General features: G+C 59.8%; 19 protein-coding genes. 4 read left to right on the top strand and 15 right to left on the bottom strand.

Annotated features, from left to right (window positions below; translation table 11 throughout):
* Positions 1-125: 125 nt before the first annotated feature.
* Together WDN02_RS13270 and WDN02_RS13265 are read right to left on the bottom strand one after the other, a co-directional pair.
* Positions 126-1,625, bottom strand: a complete 1,500-nt coding sequence (locus WDN02_RS13270) for a TolC family outer membrane protein (protein WP_337293950.1) — start codon at positions 1,623-1,625, stop codon at positions 126-128.
* 245 nt (positions 1,626-1,870) lie between these two features.
* Complete coding sequence (locus tag WDN02_RS13265; protein ID WP_337293949.1) at positions 1,871-2,572, bottom strand: protein-L-isoaspartate O-methyltransferase; 702 nt, start codon at positions 2,570-2,572, stop codon at positions 1,871-1,873.
* Between the two features lie 167 nt (positions 2,573-2,739).
* Here WDN02_RS13265 and WDN02_RS13260 point away from each other — a divergent pair, with 167 nt between their 5' ends.
* On the top strand, positions 2,740-3,312 hold the full coding sequence (locus WDN02_RS13260; protein ID WP_337293948.1) for a DUF4337 family protein: 573 nt from the start codon (positions 2,740-2,742) through the stop codon (positions 3,310-3,312).
* Positions 3,313-3,618: 306 nt separating this feature from the next.
* Positions 3,619-4,398: an EcsC family protein gene (locus WDN02_RS13255; RefSeq protein ID WP_337294940.1), complete on the top strand. Its 780-nt coding sequence runs from the start codon at positions 3,619-3,621 to the stop codon at positions 4,396-4,398.
* On the opposite strand, the gene WDN02_RS13250 is transcribed toward WDN02_RS13255, so the two are convergent.
* The 8 genes from WDN02_RS13250 to WDN02_RS13215 all read right to left on the bottom strand — a co-directional run bounded on the left by WDN02_RS13250 (position 4,395) and on the right by WDN02_RS13215 (position 12,324).
* Positions 4,395-5,294 (bottom strand): ROK family protein, encoded by a 900-nt coding sequence (locus WDN02_RS13250; RefSeq protein ID WP_337293947.1) that lies wholly within the window; start codon positions 5,292-5,294, stop codon positions 4,395-4,397. The two genes, WDN02_RS13255 and WDN02_RS13250, sit on opposite strands and share 4 nt — an antisense overlap.
* Positions 5,295-5,426: 132 nt before the next feature.
* Positions 5,427-6,272 carry a pantoate--beta-alanine ligase gene (gene panC, locus WDN02_RS13245; protein WP_337293946.1) on the bottom strand — a complete coding sequence of 282 codons (846 nt, stop codon included), beginning with the start codon at positions 6,270-6,272 and terminating at the stop codon, positions 5,427-5,429.
* Position 6,273: 1 nt separating this feature from the next.
* A complete protein-coding gene (locus tag WDN02_RS13240) occupies positions 6,274-6,747 on the bottom strand; it encodes a gamma-glutamylcyclotransferase family protein (protein ID WP_337293945.1) in 474 nt (157 codons plus the stop codon).
* 54 nt (positions 6,748-6,801) lie between these two features.
* Entirely contained in the window at positions 6,802-8,934 is a 2,133-nt protein-coding gene (locus WDN02_RS13235) for a TonB-dependent receptor (RefSeq protein ID WP_337293944.1), read from the bottom strand.
* Between the two features lie 321 nt (positions 8,935-9,255).
* Positions 9,256-9,819 (bottom strand): invasion associated locus B family protein, encoded by a 564-nt coding sequence (locus WDN02_RS13230; RefSeq protein ID WP_337293943.1) that lies wholly within the window; start codon positions 9,817-9,819, stop codon positions 9,256-9,258.
* Between the two features lie 88 nt (positions 9,820-9,907).
* Positions 9,908-10,606 (bottom strand): DnaA/Hda family protein, encoded by a 699-nt coding sequence (locus tag WDN02_RS13225; RefSeq protein ID WP_337293942.1) that lies wholly within the window; start codon positions 10,604-10,606, stop codon positions 9,908-9,910.
* A complete protein-coding gene (locus tag WDN02_RS13220) occupies positions 10,607-11,749 on the bottom strand; it encodes an AI-2E family transporter (RefSeq protein ID WP_337293941.1) in 1,143 nt (380 codons plus the stop codon).
* Positions 11,750-11,781: 32 nt separating this feature from the next.
* A complete protein-coding gene (locus WDN02_RS13215) occupies positions 11,782-12,324 on the bottom strand; it encodes a CDP-alcohol phosphatidyltransferase family protein (RefSeq protein WP_337293940.1) in 543 nt (180 codons plus the stop codon).
* A gap of 132 nt (positions 12,325-12,456) precedes the next feature.
* On the opposite strand from WDN02_RS13215, the gene purM reads away from it, so the two are divergent.
* Both purM and purN read left to right on the top strand, forming a co-directional pair.
* Positions 12,457-13,521 carry a phosphoribosylformylglycinamidine cyclo-ligase gene (gene purM / locus WDN02_RS13210; protein ID WP_337293939.1) on the top strand — a complete coding sequence of 355 codons (1,065 nt, stop codon included), beginning with the start codon at positions 12,457-12,459 and terminating at the stop codon, positions 13,519-13,521.
* Complete coding sequence (purN, locus tag WDN02_RS13205; protein ID WP_337293938.1) at positions 13,518-14,177, top strand: phosphoribosylglycinamide formyltransferase; 660 nt, start codon at positions 13,518-13,520, stop codon at positions 14,175-14,177. Before purM ends, purN begins: the two co-directional genes overlap by 4 nt.
* A gap of 37 nt (positions 14,178-14,214) precedes the next feature.
* On the opposite strand, the gene WDN02_RS13200 is transcribed toward purN, so the two are convergent.
* The 5 genes from WDN02_RS13200 to WDN02_RS13180 all read right to left on the bottom strand — a co-directional run bounded on the left by WDN02_RS13200 (position 14,215) and on the right by WDN02_RS13180 (position 21,139).
* On the bottom strand, positions 14,215-15,624 hold the full coding sequence (locus WDN02_RS13200; protein ID WP_337293937.1) for a HAMP domain-containing sensor histidine kinase: 1,410 nt from the start codon (positions 15,622-15,624) through the stop codon (positions 14,215-14,217).
* A complete protein-coding gene (locus tag WDN02_RS13195) occupies positions 15,611-16,327 on the bottom strand; it encodes a response regulator transcription factor (RefSeq protein ID WP_337293936.1) in 717 nt (238 codons plus the stop codon). Before WDN02_RS13195 ends, WDN02_RS13200 begins: the two co-directional genes overlap by 14 nt.
* A gap of 269 nt (positions 16,328-16,596) precedes the next feature.
* The gene (locus tag WDN02_RS13190) at positions 16,597-18,366 is read right to left on the bottom strand and encodes a hypothetical protein (RefSeq protein WP_337293935.1); all 1,770 of its coding nucleotides are present in this window, start codon (positions 18,364-18,366) and stop codon (positions 16,597-16,599) included.
* Positions 18,367-18,630: 264 nt separating this feature from the next.
* On the bottom strand, positions 18,631-20,307 hold the full coding sequence (locus WDN02_RS13185) for a hypothetical protein (RefSeq protein WP_337293934.1): 1,677 nt from the start codon (positions 20,305-20,307) through the stop codon (positions 18,631-18,633).
* 430 nt (positions 20,308-20,737) lie between these two features.
* A complete protein-coding gene (locus tag WDN02_RS13180) occupies positions 20,738-21,139 on the bottom strand; it encodes an NADH:ubiquinone oxidoreductase subunit NDUFA12 (RefSeq protein ID WP_337293933.1) in 402 nt (133 codons plus the stop codon).
* Positions 21,140-21,282 lie beyond the last annotated feature (143 nt).

Here is a 21,282-nt window from a genome sequence, read left to right as displayed (position 1 = left end):
GAATCCCCGCGAGCTTTCCACCTCAAATCAGATTCGTGCAATTAGACCGCAAGTCGCCGTTTTTCGATAGAGGCGATTTCGTTATTCACATCGATCGAAGCGGCTCAATCTCAAGCGTTCGTGACTCAGCGCCCGTCCGGTGTCCGCAGTCCGAACCACTTGTCCTTGACCTGGTTGAAATGGACCGTCGGATCGTAGCGCACGATATCGAGGCCGAGTTGATCCGACGACAATTCGCCGACTGATGCGAGGGTTGCATAAGACGCAACGACACGGTCGCGCTGCGCTGAGACGAGACTGACGCGCGCGTTCAGAAGCGTCTGCTGCGCATTCAGCACGTCGAGCGTGGTGCGCTGGCCGACGCGCGCCTCTTCGCGCACGCCTTCGAGCGCGATTTCTGCCGATTTCACTGCCGAATCGTCCGAGATGATCACCGCCTTCGCAGTGTCCAGCAGCCCCCAGTTTGAGACGACAGAGGCGCGCACCTGCGTGCGTTGCAGATCCATCTGCAGCTCCGCCTGCGACAGCTGTTCTTTGGCCTGCCGAACCTGGGCATCAACCAAGCCGCCTGTGTAGATCGGCACAGAGACCTCGCCGAGCACCGTGCCGTTAAAGAGTCGGAAGCCTGGCTCACCCTGGTCATTGTAGTTTTGCGACACTGAACCGTTGATTGTCACGGTCGGCATCAGCGCACCTTCTTGGATCTTGACCTGCAACTCGGCAGCATCGACCTGATGCAAAGCCGCCTGCACTTCCGGATGTTCGTGCATGGCGACGAGGATCGCGGAATCCAAGGTGTGCGGTAGCAGCCCTTCAACGGAGCGGGCCGGTTCGAGGCGGTTCGGATCGATACCGATGACCTCATGATAATTGGCGATGCTCGTTTCGAGATTGGCCAGCGCGGTAAAATAGTCGGATCGCGCCGAGGCAAGGCTCGACGCCGCCTGGGCGACGTCGGTACGTGTCACTTCACCCACGTTGAAGCGATCGCGGGTCTGGCGCAATTGCTCTTCGAGAACGATGATATTGTTCTTGCGCAGATCGAGAATGGCCGTGTCGCGTAACACGTCCATGTAGGCGGTCGCGCCATTCTGCAGAACGCTTTCCTCGGTATTGCGCAAGGTCTCGCGCGCGCCGAGCACATTGCTCTCCGCCTGACGTACGCCGTTGTAATTGCGGTTGCCGTTGAAGATCGTCTCGGTCATCGTTGCGCCGATGTTGCCGGTGTCGGTCGAGGCCTTGAAATTCCCGGACGTGATTGCACCTCCGGCGCCAAGCCCCCCCAACGACGAAACGCCGGTGCCCGGCTCGTGCGCCGAGAGGTTGCTGTAGCCGAATTGCCCCGTCGCCGTCACAGTGGGCCGGTAGGCCGCGGTCGCTTGCGGGACTGTTTCGTCCGTTGCGCGCACACCCGCGCGTTGCTGATTCAAGTCCGGATTGGTGCGATAGGCCCGCGCCAACGCATCGGACATCGTTTCCGCATGGGCGTTGGTGAAAGCGAGAGACGCGGCGAGGAGCGCCGCGACATTTAAAGCAACATTCGCCGGCGCGCGTGCGCCAGCGTAAGAGGTCGGGCGGCTCCGGCGCAGACAGCACCGGCCGGTTCGAAACCAGCTTTCGCTCAAACCTTGAAACTCCACATTCCACCGACACAGCGCGTCGTGACGACGCCACCGTCGATTGCGGACCTTTGCGTATGCACAAAGTCCGGCGCCTTTGGTATTAAGCCCCTCCCCCCGTCAGCGCCAAGCCTGCGGCGCTAGAAACTGACCGGGTGGAGCAAAAATGCGACACATTCACAAGGCGGTACGGATAGCGGGGCTTGTCGCAGATGTGGATAAATCGCCCCGCCTTGAAGCGGTGCGTCGGCCTAGAAAACGAAGGCAGGTTCCGCGCGAAACGCATCAAGCAGCGGAGCTGGGGCATCGAACAGGCCGCGCCGTGAAATTTCGCCGGAATTCTTCTCGAAAAGAACCGCGCGGCTTGCATGCTGGTTTGCCGGGTTGGCCGATCGCAGGATCGTAAGAAGCCGGCCATTGTCGCGCAATTGCGCGAATAGGGCGTCGAGATGCGCTTCGACGGCGCCATTGACTAAAATGACGTCGAACGGCGCCGCGGAGGCCACGCCCTCATTGAGCGGGCCCTCGAAAACCGGCAACCCCGATGTCGCCAAAGCCGCCTTCGTCGAAGCTGCCAGATCAGGGTCGGATTCGAGCGCGACAACATTCGGCGTCAGGCCGGCGAGGATCGCCGTGGAATAGCCAGTGCCGGGTGCAACGTCGAGCACACGCTCCCCCGGCCTCACAGCCGCCGCCTGGAGCAGGCGCGCCAGAATCATCGGCGCCAGCAGACGGCGCTCCGACCTGCCGGGCTTCGACGGCGCGATTTTCAAGGCAATATCCGAATAGGCCAGATCGCAGAGCTGCGGGGGGACAAACTTTTCGCGTTCGACCGCAAGAAACCGCTCGATGACCGCCCGATCGGTTACGTCGAACGTGCGGATTTGGCTATCCACCATCGTCAGGCGCAGGGCCGCGAAAGCGTCCGTCGTTATATTTGATTGAAGCGTCATACTCTGAGTCCGCCGCCTTGCTGCCGCGCAACATCAGCGCGGCTTATAGGGCGCGTCGTCCACGCTGTCCATTGTGCCGCACCGATACCCTCCGCGAAGTTGCAAAGCTGAGGCCAAGATGCGACACCCGCCGCAATCTGAATCGCCGATCTACGCGAGGGAATTTGATGTCCGACGTTGAGCCGACCGAACATTTCGAACACGCCGAGCACGCGGAACATGCCGCCCATTCCGGCGATCCCTTTCTGCCGATCGTCGCCATCACGATTGCGATTCTGGCGGTGATCGCGGCCTTTATCGGTAGCCTCGAAACGATTGAGACGGCGGCGACCATCGACTCCAAGAACGAGGCCGTACTTTTCCAGGATAAGGCGACCGACACCTGGAATTTCTACCAGGCGAAAAGCCTTAAAAAGAATCTCTATGAGATCGCCGCCAGTCTCGCCGGCCCGGGCCCCAAGGCGGATGGCTTCAAGTCGCAGGCGGATAAGTACGATTCGGACCAGAAGGCAATCCAGCTTCAGGCCAAGACCGAAGAGGATATGACCGAGCAAAAACTCCGGTCGAGCGAGAAGCACGAGCACCGGCACCAGATTTTGACGGTGGCGGTCACCCTCCTCCACATCTCGATTGCCATCGCGACGATTGCCATCGTCCGGCCCGGAACGCGCTGGCCGTGGTATGCGGCCCTCACCCTTGGCGCTCTGGGATCGCTCGGCGCGGCCTTCGCCTATAGCTGAGCCACTTCCGGGATCGGATCTGGGCCGGTAGCGACCGCTGGCCATAATAAATCCTGCGAAAACAGATGGTTGGGAAATTATCTCGACCCTATGACCGTTCCATTTGGACGCCGCACATGTGCGCCAAGGCCCATCGCAACGTGATCGGCCTTGGCGGCGTTGACGGGTGCCCTCATATTCTGGGTGCCCGGCGTCACGCACGTCGGTGCCTAATGGAAAGTGAGCTGATCGATGTCGCTCTTCGAACGCCCGAAAGAGTCAATTGCGATTCCGGTCGTCCTGCCCGACGCGCTGCCGCCAGAGGATATGGCTGCGCTCGCCCGCGCGGTGAGCCAGCTTGAACATAAGGGCTTTGCCAGCCGGCTCACCAATGCGCTCGGGCACGAGATCGAGCGTCTAGGCCGTATGGTGCCGGCGAATATTACCGATGTCGTCGATCGCGCCGGCGAAAGCGCGATCCGCACAGCGTTCAATACGGCTCTTCGCACTCTCAGTCCACGCAGCTCGACGGATCAGCGCATCGCGCATAAGGCGGTCGCGACGCTTTCAGGCACGGTCGGCGGCGCCTTCGGCCTGGCGGCGCTGCCCATCGAACTGCCATTTTCCACCATCGTGATGCTCCGCTCGATCGCTGCCATCGCACGCGCTTCCGGCGAGGACTTGTCGCAACCCGAAGCCGCGCTCGCCTGCCTTCAGGTTTTCGCGCTCGGCACAGGCAGGGAAAATCAGCTGGCGCTGGAGAGTAGCTATTTTTCCGTGCGGGCCGTGCTCGCCAAATCGGTCTCCGAGGCGGCGCGTTTTGTCGTCAATCGCGGCCTTGCCGACGAAGGCACGCCGGTGATCGTCCGCCTGGTCTCGCAGATTGCGACGCGGTTCGGAGTCGTCGTCTCGCAGAAGGTCGCGGCGCAAGCCGTTCCGGTCATGGGCGCGGTCGGCGGAGCAGCCGTCAATTATGCCTTCATCGATCATTTCCAATCGATCGCCGAAGGGCATTTCACTGTTCGGCGACTGGAGCGCGCTTACGGGCCGCAGATTGTCCGCGCCGAATACGATCGGCTGCTAGCGGAAACGCGCGCGAAAAATTAGCGCGGCCAGAGCCAGGCGGCGCCGCGCACACCACTCGAGTCGCCGTGCTCGGCCTGCAGCACGCGCGTCGTCATGACGTCCGAATAGATGTAACGCGCGAGCAACGGCGGTAGAAGATCGTAGAGTTGCGGGATCTTCGAGACGCCGCCGCCAAAGACGAAGGCATCCGGATCGACGATTTTCATCACGACGGCCAGCGCGCGGGCCAAACGATCAACATAGACTTCGAGCGTGGCCTGCGCGGCGCCATCGCCGTTGGCCGCCGCCTCGGCGATCGAGGTGGCGCTCATGTCCTTGCCCGTCCGCTGGCGATGTTCCGCAGAAAAAGCGCCGCCGGATAAAAAGGTTTCGACGCAATCGTCCTGGCCGCAGAAGCAACGGCGTGGCGGCATGCGGCGCTCGACCTCATTGAGAGGCAACGCAATATGGCCGACTTCGCCGGCGATCCTGTTGCGGCCGGGGACGAGTTTGCGATCGATGACAAGACCGCCGCCGACACCTGTGCCGAGAATGATTCCGACGACGCAGGCTGCGTCCGCGGCGGCACCGTCCACCGCCTCGGATAGCGCCAGACAATTCGCGTCATTCTCCGTCCGCACCTCGCGGCCGAGCACCTCGCCGATATCGTGTGCGAACGGCTTGCCGTTCATCACCAGCGCGTTGGAATAACGCATGAGGCCAGTGCCCGGCGAAATTGTTCCGGGCATCGCAACACCAACCGTCGCGGTGTCGTCGATATCGGCCTCGAGGCCGCGCACAAGCGAGCTGACCACATCGAGGATCGATTGATAGTCACCGGTCGGCGTCGGCTTGCGTCGGCGGTCGATGATCTTGCCATCATCGGCGAGCGCAATTGCCTCGATTTTTGTGCCGCCGATATCGACGCCGATCCGCATGTTTCCTCCGCTTGGCCGGATTTATCCGGTCTATATGGCCCGCGACAGGCTTTGGAAAAGTGATAAGCCGCCTTTATCCGCAAGCAAGCGTGGCCGTCATCGCGCAGCGGGAAAACGGCCGCAGGGCCCTATTTACACAGCGACATTATCGATGAGCCGCGTCGCCCCCAAGCGCGCGGCGGCGAGCAGCCGGATCGGTCCATCGGCCGCGGAAGCGACCGGCGCGAGCGTCACCGCGTGACACGCCGCAACGTAATCGATGACAAAGTCCATGACCGTCAGCGCCCCTTCGGCACGCGCGACAGCGGTAGCAATTTCCTCGCCCGCGAGGATCGCCTTGCGGCAACGCTCAAGCGCGCCGTGAAGCAGCGGCGCCCGCGCACGCTCCTCGAGCGTGAGGTAGACATTGCGAGACGAGAGCGCGAGACCGTCCTTGGCACGCACAGTCGGCACACCGGCGATCTCGGATTCGAGATTGAGATCGCGCGCCATCTGACGGATGACCGCGAGCTGCTGGTAATCCTTCTCGCCGAAAAGCGCGACATCGGGCTTGGCCATGATCAGCAGTTTCGCGACCACCGTTGCAACGCCGGCGAAATGGTCCGGCCGGAATTTATCCTCAAGGCCCGCAATTGCCGGGCCGCCCAGGCTGATCTTGGTGACGAAATCCGGCGGATAGACTTCCCCAATTTCCGGCGAGAATACGAGATCGCCGCCCGCGGCAGTAAAAGCTTCGACGTCTTTTTCGAATGTCCGGGGATAGGCGCCAAAATCTTCGTTCGGTGCGAATTGCGTGGGGTTGACGAAGATCGACATCACGACACGATCAGCGCGCCGCTTCGCGTCCGCGACCAGCGACAAATGTCCCTCGTGCAGTGCTCCCATCGTCGGCACCAGAGCGACGCGCAGGCCTGCCGCCCGCCAATCCATGACAAAGGCGCGGAGCGATGCCACATCGCGCGCAATCTCGACGGTCAATTCAAATACCCTCTGCCTTGATCGCGCGCCAACGCGTGCCCGGTCCGGCTTGTGGACCGCCGAACGACGCGAGAAACGCGATATAATTTTCCGGCAAACCGTTTTCCTTTGCGCCGGTCAGAATACCGTCGAGATAAGCCGCGGTGGGTTTGCCGTCTTCCGTGCTCGCACCGACATAAACGAGCGCGCGCGCTGCCGCCGCACCTTCGCGCAAAACCGGCTGGACGACTTTTGTGTAAAGCCCACGGCCGACTTCTTCGTAACGGTCGAGCGTCGGCACATCCGACAAGGCCAGATCGAAGAGCACGCCATGCACATCCGCATGCGGATCGCGCCGAACTGATGCGAAACCCGATTTCATGATGAAGAACTTATGCCGGGCCAGACGCGCCCGGCCCAGCACGCGCGAATTTGGTGCGCGCAGACGCATGGCATTTGGGTCCATGTTGGCGCCATAGGCAAAATAAAGCGGCATGTGCGGTCCGGACAAAAAGCGTCCGGACCCTATAATCTACCGGCAAGGCCTTTGTCAGAATTTTTGCGTCAGGCCACCGAAGAAGCCGCGCCGTGGCCCGAACTGGGGCGCAAAGACACCGATGCCCGAGCCGTCTCTGATCTCATAGACGTTGTCCAACAGATTCACGATATCGAAGCGCGCCTCGAGCGGCCCAAGGCCCGAATTTCCCGGCAATTGGAATTCGTGCGAAACGCCGAGATTCACCTGCGTATAAGGCGCAACCGTCCCCGTATTGGCGAAGCCATTGCGCAACCCGCTGCCGTAGATGAGATCGGCACTGAATCTCGTCGCCTGCCAAAGATAGGACGCGCCCGCCGAAGCTGTGAGCGTTTGCGCGTGGTCGGTGTAGATATAATGACCGGCGATAAAGGCGAGCTCGTCAGGATCGAACAGGAACTGGTTCGATGAGACTTGCGTCGCGCGCTGCCGCGCCCAGGCGAAATTGCCGTAGGCCGAGAAATCACCGATCTGATAATTCGTTTTGAACTCGACGCCGGTGTTATAGGCCTTCGCGTAGTTGAAAGCCGTCAGCACCAACGCTTGGCCGAATTGCCCATCATCGAGCAGATTTCTCGCGCGCTTGTAATAGGCATCGACACCAGCTTCGAGTCCGGGAAAGAGCTTCTGCGTCACGCCGGCATCAAAATAGTCCGAACGCTCCGGCCGCACAGGGCTCGCCTCGTTGACCGCGGAGGCCGCCGACGTATTGGCGAAGGCGCCGAGATTGGTCGGCGCCGAGAGCACTTGCTCCGGCGGCGTGAAATAGCGCGCGTAGCCGGCATGAAATGTCGTCGATTCGAACGGCTTGTAGGTCAGGCTGAGACGCGGGCTCAATTGATTGGTCGTGACATATTGCGCCATCTGATCGAAACGCAGGCCACCATTGATCGTCAACTGGTTCGTGATGCGCCATTCGTCCTGTGTGTAGAACGACCCAAGCCAGCCGAGTTTATTGCTCGAATTGTCAACCGAGAACGGCGCCCCCGAGCCGCTTGCCGGAAGGACGAGATCGTTATCGACCGCGTCTGTCGATTCACCGCTAACCTCGAAGCCGAAACGAATGGTATGTGCGCCAAGGTGATAGGCAGCATCGCCCTGCAAGCCATTCAGCAGGCTGTTGCGCTGAACATCCGACGCCACACCATTGAAAAGCAGATCGCCAACCTCATCCGGGACGAAATGAAGTGTCGAATAGCGCGAAAAAAAAGCGATTTGCGCGTCGAGATTGCCGATGGTTTTTTGCCAGGCTGCGACATTGTAGAATGTGCGCTCGACCTGATTTTCGTTCAGAGTCGACGAATTGAAATCGCTATTGCCGTTCTCCGTAAAGGCCGTGTCCTCGCCAGGTGAATTGGGGATCTGATACGAGGTGACGGACGTGCCGCTGATGATGCTGAAGCGGCTGCCATCGTCGAGGATGGTCGAGACATAGCCAAAGAATTTGCCCTGCGCCGTCGTGTCGTGGATCGCATCGTAATCGCTGGTCGGATTTTCGATGCCGACATTGTCGGTGAGCAGCCGGCCGCTGACATAGAACTGCGTCTTGCCGATCGTTCCGCCGTCATTGAAAGTCGATGTAAGCGTCCCATGGCTTCCGCCATAGACTCCCATGCTGCCGCTCGGCTCATAGGTGCCGCTGCGCGTCTGGATATCGACGATGCCAGCGGTGTGGAGACCATATTCTGCCGGCAACGCGCCATCGAGCAATGTGAGCGAGCTGATGAAGCTCGTTTCAATCACTTGGCCGAAGCCTGAAACACCGTCCGGCAGCAGAATGCCGTTGATGCGAAATTGCACGTTCGCGTGTTCGTTACGAATGTGGAAATCGCCGCTTGCTGCCGAATCCTGCGCCACGCCGGGGGCCTGCAAGAGCACCTTTTCGAGCGGCGTATTTTCGGCCTGCGGCAGGTCGTCGATCGCCTTTTCATCGATTTCGTAGCTGTTGGCGCCCGTGGGCGTAAAGATATTCGCACGAGCGGCATCGAGAGCCTGTGTCTCGACAAGCACCGGCTGGCTTGGCGCCAGAGGCGAATTGCTGTTCGGCGTTGCCGTCACGTTGATCTGCGGAAGCGCTTGCTGCGCCTGTGCTGCATCCATGCCGGCAAAAACCGCGGCCGTCGCCGCAAGTGAAAGAAGATAACGCACCAAGTTGCCCCGCCCATTGTTAGATATGTTATACTGTTACATATCGCGGGTAAGAATTGTCAACTGGTGCTGGGACTGTGTGACGGCGTTGTCGATCTTCAGTCCGGGGACGTCGCCAATTCTGCGAGCCCGATCTTGCGCGACGCGGAGAATCGTCTCGAAAAGCGATCTGATGGTGAATCAGGCGAAGTTACGCCGGACCTCTGGAGGATCGCATGAAAGCCGCGATCCCGGCGACGGCGCACCGATCTCACCCCTTGCCGTGCGCCGCTATTTTGGGCGCGCACCCGTGAGAAGTGCGCGCCGCGCGGGATTTTGAGACTACGACTTCACCTTTTCGAGCGCATCGAGCGCCTGCGCAAAACCGCGCAGCGAGAATTGGACGGCGAGATTGCGGCCGACCGCTTCGGTGAATGTAATGCGCCCTGTGTCGGCCTCGACCGCACGCCAGGCCTTGATCTCCGCAGGCGGGATCGCCGCTTCGGCGAAGCAGCCGCCGGAGAAGCACCGCTGCCAGACGAGTGGCACGCCGGGATCGCCATCTTTCGCGTGGATGCTGGGTGCGGTCGGAATGAAGATATTCGGCGGGAAAATCACATTGACCCGCAACACCCCTTTTTCCGTATCGAGCGGATGCACGATGCCAATATGGGCGATTGGGTTTTGCTGGTCTTTGGGAACGACGGATTCCTCGACTTCGCAGAGCTTCTGACCTTTAGCGACATCGGCGCGGCGTTCGCAACGCAGCGTCCAGGCGCCAAATGTGGCTGTCGTCGTTTCCGGCTGCGAGGCGACCGGCGCCGGCTTGTTATTTTGGGCGAAAGCGACGCCGCCGACGAATTGTGTCAAAGCGCATAAAATTGAAATCGTTCTAATACGGCTCACGATCATACTCCCGAAACTGCGCCCTGCCTTTAGGCGCCGCGCACCGGTCGGTCAACATAAGTCAGCGAGAAATATTCCCGACAGCCGTTTAGTCGCGTTCATCCGTCGCATCGATGAGGAGTTCGCGCGCCAGACTCCGCGTCACAGCGCTGCCGCGCGCGAGCGCGACGCGATCGATCAACTCGACGAATGCGCGTGCGACCTCGAGCGAGCGGTCGATATGCAAGGCGATGAAATCGATGACGGAAGGATCGACCAGCAATTGCCGATCCCGGAAAAGTTTTCCGAGCACCGATTGCAGCAGCGCATCGTCCGGCGCGCCCAGTTCGACGACCGGCGCAAGCCGCAGGCGCGAGAGAAGATCGGGCGTCTTGAGGCTCCAGAGATCGGGGCGGCGCTGCGCCGTCAATAGCAGGCTTCGCCTGCCCTGCCGCGCAAGATTGAGGAGATGAAACAAGGGCGCTTCGGCGGCGCCGATTTCATCTACAGCGTCGATCACCAGTGCCGGCATTTCTGCCAGCGCTGCAACGTCTGCACTCGCCAGCGACGCTCCGGAAAAAATCTCCGCCCGCGCCTGCGCAGCCCATATTGCCGCGAGATGACTTTTGCCGCTGCCCCGCTCACCGATGAGGAGCAAAACAGACTCCGGCCAATGCGGCCACGCCTCGATCATACGCAGCGCGTCGGCATTGGAATTCGAGATCAGAAAATCTTCGCGCGAAAACTGCGGTTCGAGCGGCAGTTCGAGGCCGATCTGCTGCCAGCGCGAAGGATAGGTCCGCGCCATTCAGTGCTCTTTGGGCGCGTTTACCGTCTCCGGCAGGATGAGCGTCTGCCCTTGTGGCAGGTTCATGAAAAGATGGCTTTCGCGATATTTCTGCACGGCGAAGCGCATGATGACGCCGGTTGCCGCGGCAACCGGCACGGCGATGATGAGGCCCGTAAAACCGAACAGACTGCCGAAGGCGAGCAAGGCAAACATCAGCCAGACCGGATGCAGACCAACATTATCGCCGACGAGCTTGGGCGAAATAACATTTCCTTCGAGAAATTGCCCGACGACGACAACGCCGATTGCCTCCGCAAACAAGGTCCAGTGCGGCCAGCCTTGAACGATTGCAATAATCGCCGCCGCGACCAAAGCCGTCATCGAACCGACATAGGGAATGAAGCTTAAGAACCCTGCGGTGATGCCAATCAGCAGGCCGAAGTTCAAGCCGACCAGCGACAGACCGAGGCCGTACCAAAGTCCAAGAAATAGACAGACCAGCGATTGCCCACGCAGAAAGCCGGACATCGTCCGGTCGATCTGATGTGCAAGCTGATGCACGATGCCCCGATAGCGCGGCGGGATGAGGCCATCGACCGCGGCGATCATGCGGTGATAATCAACCAGCATGTAGAAGGCGACCACCGGCGTTACGACGACAAGCGACATCAGGCTGATGAGAGCCGCGCCGTGCGCGACGAGCGAATTGAGAACGCCGACGAACCACCCGGCCGCCTGCCCCGCAATATCGCCGACGCTCGCCCGCATTTCTGGAACGCTCGGGCTATGATAGCCGAGCTTGCGTAGCACAGGCTCCGCATATTGTGCGTTGAGTTTACCAGCCACGCCGGAGACCAGACTCTGCAATTTGTTCAGCAGGCCGGGCAAAGCCTGGATGAATGCCACCGACTGATGCGCCAGCACCGGAACAACTAAAACCAGGATCAGCGCGAGGACAAAGACGATACCGAAGAGAATGAAGAGTGTCGCCGCAAGCCGACTCATCCCCCGCCGCTGTAGATAATCAGCGAGCGGGTCCATCAGATACGCAATGACGAAGGCAGCAGCGAACGGCATGATGACGCCGTTGAACAGCCACAGCAGCAGGCCGATGAAGGCGAGCGCCGCAGCCCAGAACACGATTTGCCACTCGATCCGCATCAGGTGACCTCACCGCATCTTAAAGCAAAATCTCAAAGGCTCATGTGCCGGGCCCAGAGCGCCAGATAGGCCGCGAGCGAGGCCAAGGTCAATGCCGCTACGGCGACCGCGGAGACGATAAACCACGGCCCAAGCGTGAATTGAAACGCCTTAGCGCCGAGCACCGCCGCGGCGAAAGCGATCTGCGCCGCCGTATTGGCCTTCGATATCCACAAGGGACGAATGGCGACCGGCTTGTTCATCAGCCAGGAAATGATCAGGGCACCGATGATCATGACGTCGCGCGCGACAACCGCGATCGTCAGCCACGATGGCACCGCGCCGTAGACCGAGAGCGCCACGTAAATCGAGACGAGCAAAGCCTTGTCGGCGACGGGGTCGAGATAGGCGCCAAGTTCGGTGCGCAGATTGAAGGTCTTCGCCAGCCAGCCATCGACCGCATCGGACAGCCCGGCGATAATGAAAATCAGGCAGGCAATCGGCCAACGGCCGGCGGAAATCATGGCGATGACGACCGGAACAAGGCCGAGGCGCGCCAGCGTGATCAAATTCGGCAAACTGTTGTAGACGGTCATAATCCTCCCTATCGCGGCCGCTTGGTGCCGCAATCTAGCTTTATTGCGGCAATTCAGCGACCTGCGCGCCGTCCCCGGCGCGGTGCTTGCCTTGGACGGAGCGAGACGCTAGGCGTTGGAAACGGGGCAAAAATGGCGTCTAAAAAGCAAGTGACCTATGCCGAGGCCGGCGTCGATATCGAGGCCGGCAATGCGATGGTCGAGAAGATCAAACCGTTGGTGCGCGCGACGCGCCGGCCGGGCGCGGACGCCGAAATCGGCGGCTTTGGCGGCCTCTTCGATTTGAAGGCTGCGGGATTTCGCGATCCGATCCTCGTCGCCGCCAACGATGGCGTCGGCTCGAAGGTGAAGCTCGCCGTCGAAAGCAATATCCACCACACGATTGGCATCGACCTTGTCGCCATGTGCGTCAACGATCTCATCGTCCAGGGCGCTGAACCGCTGTTCTTCCTCGATTATTATGCGACCGGCCGGCTTGATCCGGCCGTCGGCGCCGAAATCGTCGCCGGGATCGCGGAGGGATGCCGGGAGGCCGGCGCGGCCCTCATTGGCGGCGAGACGGCCGAAATGCCCGGTCTCTACGCCGGGCGGGATTACGACCTCGCGGGCTTTTCTGTCGGCGCCGTCGAGCGCGACGGCCTTTTGCCGAAACCCGGTGTCGCAGCGGGCGATGTCGTTCTTGGACTGAGTTCGTCGGGATTGCATTCGAACGGTTTTTCCCTGGTGCGGCGCATCGTGGCCGACGCGGGCCTCTCGCTCGGCGGCCCGGCACCCTTCGCCTCGCAGATTTCGCTCGCCGAAGCGCTGCTGATTCCGACGCGAATTTACGTCCGCCCGATCCTGCAGGCCTTGCGTGCTGGTGCGCCGATCAAGGCGCTGGCGCATATCACTGGTGGCGGTTTCCCGGACAATCTGCCGCGGGTTCTTCCCGAAGGCCTCGGCATCAGTCTCGATCTCGACGTCATCCCCGTGCCCCCTGTCTTCCGCTGGCTTGCCGCCGAAGGCCCGGTGGCGGAAGCAGAAATGCTTCGCACCTTCAATTGCGGGATCGGCATGATTGTCATCGTTGCGGCGGAGACGGCTGACGCTGTCGCAGCGGCCTTGCGCGGCGCCAGTGAGGAGCCGGTCCGCATCGGCGAGGTCATCTCCGTCGCATCCGGTCCCCGCGTACTTACGAACGGGCGGTTGGCGCTGTGAGCCGCAAGCGCGTCGCGATTTTCATTTCCGGTCGTGGGTCAAATATGCGTTCTCTGGTCGAGGCAGCCAAAGCCCCCGACTATCCGGCCGAGATCGCGCTTGTCTTCTCCAATCGGCCCGAAGCCGAGGGTCTCGCCTTCGCGAAAGCGCAAGGAATTGCGACCGCTGCCGTCGATCATAAAATCCATGCTGGGCGTGACGAGTTCGAGAAGTCGGTGCAGATCCTTCTCGATCTGCACCGGGTCGAATTGATCTGCCTCGCCGGTTTCATGCGGCTACTGACCGCGAATTTCGTTCGCGCCTGGGAGCACAGGCTCATCAATATCCACCCGGCTCTTCTGCCTGCTTATCGCGGACTACACACGCACGAACGCGCTCTCGCCGATGGTGTGAAAATCCACGGATGCACGGTACATTTTGTTGTGCCCGAGATGGATCAAGGGCCGATTATCGCGCAAGCCGCCGTCGCCGTCCTCGATGACGACACATCGGACACACTCGCCGCGCGCGTGTTGAAGCAGGAGCATTTGATTTATCCCGCGGCGCTGGCCCGCGTTGCGAGCGGTAAATTAAAAATTTCCGGCAATCGCACATATGACGACGCCTCCACGCAGGATTTTTCGCCACTGCGCGTGCCCGAAATAGACGACGTTTGAATGTTTTAATGGCGTCTCGCGACGGTTAAAGCGTTCTTCACGCGTTATGCAAGGATGCCCGTCGCTCTATCTCGTGGCTTCGCTTCGTGTTTTCGATAGTGCTCTTTTGTGAAGCCGAAATTTCGAAACACGCACCGTCCGTGGCTTCGCCAAGCCTAAGCGACAACCCATGCATTTCCACGATTGTCGCGGCCATGCTCAGCCCCAGCCCATTGCCCGGCGCATGGTTAGTGGCGGCCGAGCGGAAGAATCTCTTGAAAATCCTGTCGCGTTCGTTGGGCAAAACGCCCGGCCCGTTGTCGCGAATTTCAACGCGCGGTCCTTGAGCGCTATTTTCGACCGCCATCTGCACAACGCCTCCCCGCGGCGTGAACTTGATAGCATTATCGAGAAGGTTCATCAGCGCTTCACGCAGGAGATCGGCGTCGCCGACAAGAGGAACTCTATTTTGAGCACGGAGTGTCATCTTGATCGACTTGGCCTCCGCGAGCGGCGCATAAAAATCGAAAACGTCACGACAAAGTTTGGTCAGGTCGATCTGCGCGAAGGCGCCGCGCTGGAGCCCGCTTTCGATTTCTGAGATGCGCAGCAGCGCGGTCACCGTCGTCACTGCGCGATTGAGATCATCAACAATTTGCCGCGTTGTCGCGCGCAATTGGTCTTCAGGTTCTTCAAGCGCCCGCTGAAGCCTGATATGCGCGACGGTCAATGGCGTGCGCAGGTCATGCGCAATATTGTCGCCGACTTGCTTGAGCTGATTCATGAGGCGGGTGATTTCGTCAAGCATCCGGTTGACCGAGCGCACGACCTCATCAATGCCATCCGGGATTCGATGTGATGGCAGACGTTCGTGCAGATTGCCTTCGATCACCCGGTCAATGGCAAGATGAATAGCGTTGAGCCGACGCGTGGCGCGCAGGCTCAGAACGATGCCGGCGAGCAGAGCAACGAGGATCGTCGGACCGATGCCGATCGCCAAGGCGCGCACGACGGATTGCTGAAGCGCATGAATCTCATAGAGGCTGCGCCCCAACACCAGGGCGCCGCCGCCGGGCCGGGGGCGCCCGACGAAGAACGCCGATTCCTGACCAGTCCCATCGAGCGCCGTCGTCCAGATCGTATGATAAACACCATCAAGCGGGATTGGCGGCAATGTCTGCACATTGCCATAGATATGCTTGCCGTTCGCATCGAATAGGCCAACATATTCGATTTGGCGCAGGTCACGCGTCAGGCGCCGCTGAAGCTCGGGCATCAGCTGCGTAGCGGGCTCGACTGAGGCCGTGGTGACTTCATCGGCAAGCGATATCCGCGCTCGCATCATATCGGCATTGGCGACGTGCCAATAAACGAATCCGAAAACAATCGTCGTCGAAAGCGTGACGACAACCGCAAAAGCAACGGCGAGGCGAAAAGCCGCCGATCGAAGAAGTTCACCGATCCCCATGCAGCATAAATCCTGCCGCACGGACCGTCTCGATCAACGCGACTTCGCCGGGGCCATCGATTTTGCGACGCAGCTTGCCGATATGCACGTCGACAACATTGGTTTGCGGCAATGTTTTAAAGTTCCAGACATCGGTCAGCAGCATGGCGCGGGTGATGACCAGGTTCGGATGGCGCATAAAATATTCGAGAAGCTCGAACTCGCGCGGTAGAAGGTCAAGTTCCCTGTCGGCACGGCGGACGACGCGTTCGATCAAATCCATGGTCAGCGGCCCGACGCGCAACACGGATATGCGCGCGTCTGCTGTGCGCCGTCGCAAGACTTCGACCCGGGCGATCAATTCCTCGAGCGAGAAAGGCTTGATGAGATAATCGTCGCCACCGGCTCTGAGGCCACGGATGCGATCGTCGACTGAGGAAAGTCCACTGACGACAAGCACCGGCACATAATTGCCCTGCTCGCGCCAGGCTTCGATCATCGGCAAAACGTCGGTCCCATGCAACATGCGGTCGAGAATCATGACGGCCGGCGAATGCAGCCGGATCGCATCCGGAACTTGCTGTATCGAATCAGCGATTCGAACAGCATATCCCTGCCGCTCGAGGAAGAGTGAGACTTCCTGCGCTGTTTCGAACTCATCCTCAATGAGCAAGACCGGCGGACAATCTTCAGGTTCGAATTTGCCGGCAGTCATCGTCATCATCTCGCTAAACATCTCGAAATTTGCTCCGCTTCCCCGGTGACGCCGCGGTCGGAAAGGAGGCCGCAAATTACATTAAAACCGCCCAAGGAGGCCAAAAAATACTGAGACAAATCAGCCAAGTACATAAAAAAGCATTTAATATTTGCCGGACACGCTCTGTTGATCCAGACGCCCGTTCCTGCCTCATAATCAGAGATTTAGCAGGGCAAGGTTAAATGAAAAAAGCGGGCCGGAGCCCGCTTTTAGCATGTCTGTGTTGCGTATCGCGATCAGTATTTCGCGATGACCGGCGGAGCCGCCGGCGGCGGATCGAACGGATAGTAGCGGAACGAGGCGTAAACCTGGTTGTCGCTGTAGTGGACCGAGCTGCCAGCCGCTAAGCCACCGGGCAAGGCGCTCTGCGTGTGACCCGATCCGGAGAAGAGACCGTCCTGCACGTAGGAATATTGCAGGCCGACGCGAACCGAACCAAAAGAGCCCTGGTAGACCTTGTCCCAGAAGCCGCCGGTAATTTCCCAAGCGTCACGGACGTTGCCGGTGCAGGTTCCGCCGATGATGCCACAACCCGAATTGTCAGCCGTTGGGCTGCCAAACGAGATGCCCGTCACGCCCGGCGTAAAGTCGGAGGACAGGATACGCTCTTCGCCACCGTAAGCGTAGATATCGAGGGCCGGAGTCGCGTGGACGACAGCGCCACCCAAGAACATGAGTTCCGGCAGAGCGTCGAGCGATCCGTTCGGGTTGAACGTCGCAGCCTGAAGCTGCGAAGAACCGTAGCGGCCGATACCGCGGCCAATCATGGCAGAACCCTGCACATCGACCCAATGCGGAAGGAGGCCGAAGGTAAAGCCGCCGCCAGCACCCCAACCGGTCGTGTCGTTGTGGGCGCCCACAATTCCAGTCGCCGGCGTTCCAACCGTCGCATAATCATACAGATCGGTGTAGAGGCCAAAACCTTCGACGTGAACTGCATGACCGTCGAAGTTTCCTTCGTAGGCCGCCTTAAGAACGAAGTCCGGAATGTGGTTGAGCGAATATTTGTTGGTCGAGTTCAACAAACCGGAGCCGCCGCTCGTAACCTGCGAGCAGGTAGCCATCGTCGCACCGACAGCCGTCGGCGGAATCGCGGTATTAACACCGGTGTTGCCGCCTGTGCAAGGCGTGCCAGTCTGTGGCAACTCGGCCGACGCGGCGAGCCAGAAGTTGTCGCCGAAGTTCTTGACGAGGCGCAATTGCGGCGTCCGCAACCAAGCGAAGCCAGCGACGTACTGCGCGTCAATCGTCAGCGGGATGTCTTCGTTGCGCGGCGTGATGCCCTTCTGGTTCATCGTGATCAGCGACCAGGTCTGACCAGCGAGAAGGTGGAGGCCTTCGCCCGCCCAATCAATCGTCGCGTAGAGATGACGCACGCGCGGCTGATAGGAGTTCGACTCAGTCGAATTGGCGGTAACGCCAGCGCCGAGGAAGTCGAATTCGCCGTAACCCGAAATCAGGGTGTCAGGATCGTAATTGCCCTGAACCAAGAGCGAGAAACGCGACTGGCGCGCCGTGCCGCGGATTTCGTTCGAATGAGCCGGAATATTGGTGGAGTTCGGGAAGCTGCCGAAAGCCGGGCTGAAATCGCCGCCCGTGTCATGCGTCCGGTAAACACCTTCCATGGCGAGGAAGCCGCCGGGGGTGATGGTGATACCGTTCATGTGGAACTTCTTGTCCCAAGGCACCGGCGGCTCATAGGGCGCAGCGGCATTCGCCTGATAGGTGTTGGCCTTGACTTGCACGGCGTGGATCTGAACCCGCTGCTTCTCGACACGATTTTCGAGATGATAGAGCTGTGCCTTGAGGGCATGAATTTCAGCGGCGAGTTCGGCGTTCGATTCGTCAGCCTGAGCAGCAACGCTGCCGGTGACGAGCAGAGCGGCGAGAGCGGCCCCGCCCAAAAGTCGGCGGCCAAAGCCACCGAGCGAACGTACGGTCCTGGCTGGGCCCGAACCGGGCGGCAGCGCAGACGCGTCGTCGCTGAAAGTAGAGACGTTTTTCACTGGATAACCCCCGAGAAGGTTTACGAGCCGTGTTCCTGACGGCAGGCTCGTTTCAACCGCTCTCGTGGTTATTGGTCCGAGGCTGGACTTTTGTGACAGTTCGGTGCGGCTCTTCTAAAGATAATTTTATAAATGCCTGCCGCGCGATGGATAACAAATTGTTATCGCTTGATTTTCTTTGATCTTGCACGCTACAGCGCACGGCCACGCCCATGTTCGTTTGCCGCGCGCTGTAGCTCAGGTGCAACAGCTATATGTCACACGTCACTGGAATGGATAGTAACGCAAACTCGTCAGAAGAATGTTGTCTGTCGTCTTCGCGCCGAGCGGTGCCGATCCGGCCGGAAGGCCACCGCTACCCGCAAACAGCTCGCGCTGGGTGTAGGAATATTGCACACCGACGCGGACGCTTCCGAAATCGCCCTGATAAACCCGGTCCCAAACACCCCCGGTGAGTTGCCAAATATCTTTGGTGATGCCGTTGCAGGTGCTGGCAGCCGCCGTTTCTGTATTGCACCCCGTGTTGTTGGCGAGTGGCGAGCCTGGCCCGTTTACGGTGCCACCGGAGAAGTAGTCCCCATATTCGTGCTCGATGCCGGCGGCCGCCCAAAGATCGATCTGCGGCGTCGCATGCAATGTCAAGAAACCGAGCGCGATCGTTTCGGGAATCGGCGACAATGAACCATCTGCATTGAAGGTTGCGGTCGGCAGCGTTGAGACGCCATAGCGGCCGATGCCGCGGCCCGTCATTACGTTGGCTTCGAAGTCGACCCATTTCGGTAACACCGAGACGACGACACTGCCACCGGCGCCCCAACCTGTCGTATCCCGGCTCGTGAAATTGCCGCCCGGATATTCGACGCGATCGTAGAGATCGGTGTAGAGGCCGAAGGCCTCGAAATGCATCGCGCGATCGCCGAATGTCGGATCCCAGGCGACTTTTGCGATCGCATCGGGAACGCGGTTGAGCGAGTAGTTGGTCGCAGTGTTGAAGAAGTGCGAACCCGCCTGCTGGCAATAAACGCTGACACCATTGCCAATTGCTCCATAGCCGCCAATTCCTGGACAGGCCGGCGCGAACGTCGTCTCCGGCTGTTCAGCCGAGACCGCAGCCGTGAAGTCACCAAAGTTCTTGGTGACGCGCAGGCCCGGTTGACGCGTCCAGACCGAGCCCGGAATGAAGTTTCCGTCGATAAACGGCGCAAAGATTTCCGTGCGCGGCTGGATACCCTTGCCGTTCGTTGTCGCCAGCGTCCAGGATTGGCCGCCCAGCACGCTCCATCCTGTGTCCCTCCAATCCAAAGTCACATAAAGATTGCGAATGCGCGGCGTATAGGAATTGCTGTCGATCTGATTGGCCGTGCCGGCCGCAGCAAGAAAATCGAATTCGCTATAGCCGGAAATAAGCAGCGCAGGATTGACGTTGCCTTGCGCTAGCAACGAGAAGCGGCTCTGACGCGCATCGAAGCGGAATTCGTTGGTGTGCGCGAGCGGCGAATTTCCCATCGGAATGGCATTCCAGTTCGTATCGATGCCGGTCGAATCGCCGCGTGAACGCCAAACGCCGCCCGCCTCGATGAAACCGCCGGGCGTCAGGGTGATGCCAAAGAGGTGAAACCTCTTGTCCCATGGTTGCGGTGGGACGTATGGCTCCGGCCCTTTGACGACAGGGCCAGCGAAGACCGGCTCGTTCGCTGCCATGCGTACGTGTTCAAACTCGTGCTGCGTATGGCGTTTCTCAACGTGCATTTCGCGCTTGAGCTCGCTGACCTCGCCCATCAAAGCGTCGAGCTTGGCTTCAAGGCGCTTTTCGTTAGCCGAATCCGCCCGCGCCGGGCTTGCGAAACTTGCCGCGGTGATCGCGGCTATCGCTGTGGCCGCGGCGAGTGTCATATGCCGCGACCGCCAAGATGCATGTGTGCCGTCGGATGAATCCTTCATGCCTTCCCCCTGCTCCGTTTCGGCTAACGCCCTGCGGTTTTTGAAGATTTCTTGTCGGCGAATGCTCGCCCCAAAGGATTGCCGCTCCCTGGAGGGAGCCGTCATTTATTTGCAATAGGGGGAGGCTATGCGCGCCAGGAGCAAGTCGTAAACAGACTATATCAATCCAACTGAAATATAGTTATAATATTAATATCAGTGTTGCGTTTATATCATAAGTAAATATAGATCTAACCTTCAACGCTATTTCAATCTTGAGGCGTTGCATATTAAATATATGTTATTAAACATATTTTTATACTTGCAGTTGGTTCATATAGCGGAAAAATAAAAAGGCTGCGCAAAGCGCAGCCTCGATCACCGGAAGCTAACTTTAAAACGGACCGGGTTTTGAAACGGGTCAGGAAAACAGGGCCCGTCTGACGCGCGCTTAGGGCGTCCAGGCTTCGTAATCGCCCGTTGCAGGCGGCCGCACGCCGGAGGCAAGTGTCGAGCCCGGTGGGCGCCAGGCGAGCGGCGTGCCGGTCATATTCGGCTCATGCGGCAATTGCCATTCGCGCGGCTTATAATTGTCGTCGGGCGGCGCGATATCAGTTGTGTGATGTAGCCAGCCATACCAGCCGGGCGGCGTCGCCGAGCCTTCGGAATAGCCCTTATAAATGACCCAGCGGCGCTGGAATCCCAACGTCGGATCGATGGCGCCGCCACGCGTGCGATAATAGCGGTTGCCGAATTCGTCCTCGCCGACGAGCTCGCCCGTACGCCAGGTGTAGAAGAGCGTGTTGATCGTCGCGCCCTGCCACCAGGTGAAAATACGCATGAGGCCAGCCATGAGGTCGGTTTCCCTGCTTCGACGCGGCGCAATATGCCAGCCGGGCTGAAATTGTCCACCTTGCTTGCGCAAGCCTCAGTCATGTTTGGCGTCGGATCGTCGGCGCCCTATCCGGGCAACCTGTGGATGATTCCCGGGCCGCC

Source organism: Methylovirgula sp., from assembly GCF_037200945.1.
Lineage (GTDB): Bacteria > Pseudomonadota > Alphaproteobacteria > Rhizobiales > Beijerinckiaceae > Methylovirgula.
Note: the sequence above shows the minus strand (reverse complement) of the source record. Positions and strands in the feature narration are given on the sequence as shown.